The organism is Tahibacter caeni (assembly GCF_024609805.1).
GTDB classification, from domain to species: Bacteria; Pseudomonadota; Gammaproteobacteria; order Xanthomonadales; family Rhodanobacteraceae; genus Tahibacter; species Tahibacter caeni.
The window spans coordinates 1-2,677 of the sequence record NZ_JANFVR010000479.1; the positions used below are offsets into that span (position 1 = coordinate 1).

Sequence of the window (2,677 nt, forward strand, 5' to 3'; positions counted from 1 at the left end):
CGTCGAAGGCGCCGTAGACGCCGCCGGCCTGTGCGCCCCCGGCGCATTGCACGTCGCCGGCGAGCAGCCAGTCGCGCAGGCGCGCCGCGGCGGCGGCGCAGCGCTCGGTCAGGGAGTCGGCATTCATGCAACATCCTTGTCGAAAGGTGCGCAATCCTAAGTGCTACGCCGCGTCGGGCGCCATCACTTCCTCAGGACGTTTTACCGGTTTTCCCGGCGGCGGGCTGCGGCTGGGTCAGGCCAGGAAGTCGGCGATGGTCCGGGCGATGCGCAGGCCGCTGCGGCCGTCGCCGTAGGGCGATCCGGGCGCGAACGCGAGCCGCGCCGGCGGTGGCGTCGACAGCAGGCGGTCGGCTTCGGCGAGTATGCGGTCGACCTTCAGCGGCACCAGGGTCGCGGCGCCGAGTGCGACGCTTTCCGGCCGCTCGGTGTTCTCGCGCACGACCAGCACCGGCGTGCCGAGATAGGGCGCTTCTTCCTGGATGCCGCCCGAGTCGGTGATCGCCAGCCGCGACTGGCCGAGCAGCGCGATGAACGGCCGGTAGTCGAGCGGATCGACGAGGCGCACGCGCGGATGCCGCGCCAGGTGGCGGCGGATGCGATGGCCGACGGCCGGATTCGGATGCACCGGGCAGACCACGCCGATGTCCTCGTGCCGTTCCAGCAGCTGCAGCACCGCGGTGCAGACCAGGTCCAGGCCGCGGCCGTAGTTCTCGCGCCGGTGCAGGGTGAGCGTGACCTGGCGCGCGGTCTCCGGCAGGAACGGCAGGGCCAGCGGCCGTGTGTCCTCGACCTGCTCGCGCAGCAGATCGATGACGCTGTTGCCGACGTCGAAGATGCGCTCCTCGGCGACGCCCTCGCCGCGCAGGTTGGCGGCCGCGTGTGCGGTCGGCGCGAAATGCAGCCGCGCGATCGGCGCGATGCGGCGGCGGAACAGCTCTTCCGGAAACGGCCGGTACGGATGACTCGTGCGCAGGCCGGCCTCGACGTGGGCCAGCGGCAGGCCCAGGTCGCGCGCGGCCAGCGCGGCCGCATAGGCGGTCGAGGTGTCGCCCTGGCTGACGATCAGCGCGCTGCCTCCGCGGCGCGCGACCTGCCGGATCTGCTCGCGCAACGCTACGAGCGCATGCGACAGCGACGCGGCGACGATCTGCGGCGCGGTCAGGTCGCAGCGCAGGTCCAGGTGGGCGAACGTGCGTTCGACCATCGCCGCGTGCTGGCCGCTGTTGAGCAACTGGGTGGCCAGGCCCGGCTGCGCGCGCAGCGCGCGCACGACGCTCGCGAGCTTCAGGCATTCGGGACGGGTACCGGCGACGACGAGGACGCGGGGCGCGGACATGAGAGGCGGGTTGTCGGAAGGCGGAGGGTCAGGCGGCGGAGACGGGCGCGCAGCGCGCGGCCAGCCAGTCCCGTTCGTCGGTCTGCAGCAGCGGCGCGAGCGCGGCCTCGACCTCGGCGTGATAGGCGTTCAGCCACGCGCGTTCTTCTGCGCCGAGCAGCTCCGCGGCCAGCGGCCGCGTGTCGATCGGGCAGAGCGTCAGGGTTTCGAATGCAAGAAATTCGCCGAACTCGCTCTCGCCGGCCGGCACCGTCGCGATCAGGTTCTCGATGCGCACGCCGTGGCGGCCAGGCCTGTAGATGCCGGGTTCATTGGACGTGACCATGCCGGCGGCCAGCGGCTCGCCGGCCTCGCCGGCGACCGGCGGGCGTATCGACTGCGGCCCTTCGTGCACGTTCAGGAAATAGCCGACGCCGTGACCCGTGCCGTGGCCGTAGTTGATGCCGTCGGCCCAGATCGGCGCGCGCGCGAGCGCGTCGAGCTGCTGGCCCGTCGTGCCGTGCGGGAAGCGCGCGCGCGACAGCGCGATCATGCCCTTGAGCACGAGCGTGTAGTCGCGGCGCTGCTCGGCCGTGGTCTCGCCGAGCGCGATCGTGCGCGTTATGTCGGTGGTGCCGCCTTCGTACTGGCCGCCCGAATCGACCAGCAGCAGGCCGTGCCGGGCCAGGGTGGCGTGATGCTTTTCGGACGCGCGGTAATGCGGCAGCGCGCCGTTGGCGAGGTAGCCCGCGATCGTCGCGAAGCTCTCGCCGACGAAATCCGGCTGGGCCGCGCGCTGGCGCCGGAGCTCGGCGGCGACGTCGAGCTCGGTGACGTCGCGTTCGGCCAGCTGTCGTTCCAGCCAGATCAGGAAGCGCACGAGCGCGGCGCCGTCGCGGCGCATGACCTCGCGGATATGGGCGAGCTCGGCCGGCGTCTTCAGCGCCTTGAAGCGCTGGCTCGGATTGGGCTGGCGGATGACCGCGACGTCGTCGCCGATCGCGTCGGCCAGTGCCTGCACGACGCGGCGCGGATCCAGCAGCAGTCGGTCGCCGGCGCAGAGCGTCGCGAGCGCCGTCGCGACCGCGGCGTAGTCGGCCAGCACGATGCCGTCGGCGTCGAGGCGGCGGCCGAGTTCCGGCGCGATCTTGCCGGGCGGCACGAACAGGATGGCCTTGTCCGGACCGATCAGCAGATGGGCCAGGAACACCGGGTTGTACGGCACGTCGCTGCCGCGCAGGCCGGTGATCCAGGCCACGTCGTCGAGCGAGGACACCAGGTGATGCGTCGCGCCGGCCGCGGCCATGGCCGCGCGCACGCGGGCGAGACGCTCGCTGCGCGGCGCGCCGGCGAAGTCGG

2 protein-coding genes are annotated in these 2,677 nt (G+C 72.5%); both read right to left on the reverse strand.

The features are described from left to right. Window positions 1-235 precede the first annotated feature (235 nt). Window positions 236-1,339 (reverse strand): non-hydrolyzing UDP-N-acetylglucosamine 2-epimerase, encoded by a 1,104-nt coding sequence (gene wecB, locus NON22_RS22865; protein WP_257389294.1) that lies wholly within the window; start codon window positions 1,337-1,339, stop codon window positions 236-238. A 28-nt stretch (window positions 1,340-1,367) separates the two neighbouring features. Beyond that, window positions 1,368-2,677, reverse strand: a 1,310-nt coding sequence (locus NON22_RS22870; RefSeq protein WP_257389295.1) for an aminopeptidase family protein P, incomplete at its 5' end; no start/stop codon positions are given.

Coding starts and splice junctions, on each gene's coding strand:
- wecB (WP_257389294.1), bottom strand. CDS start 1,339: ATGTCCGCGCCCCGCGTCCTCGTCGTCGCCGGTACCCGTCCCGAATGC.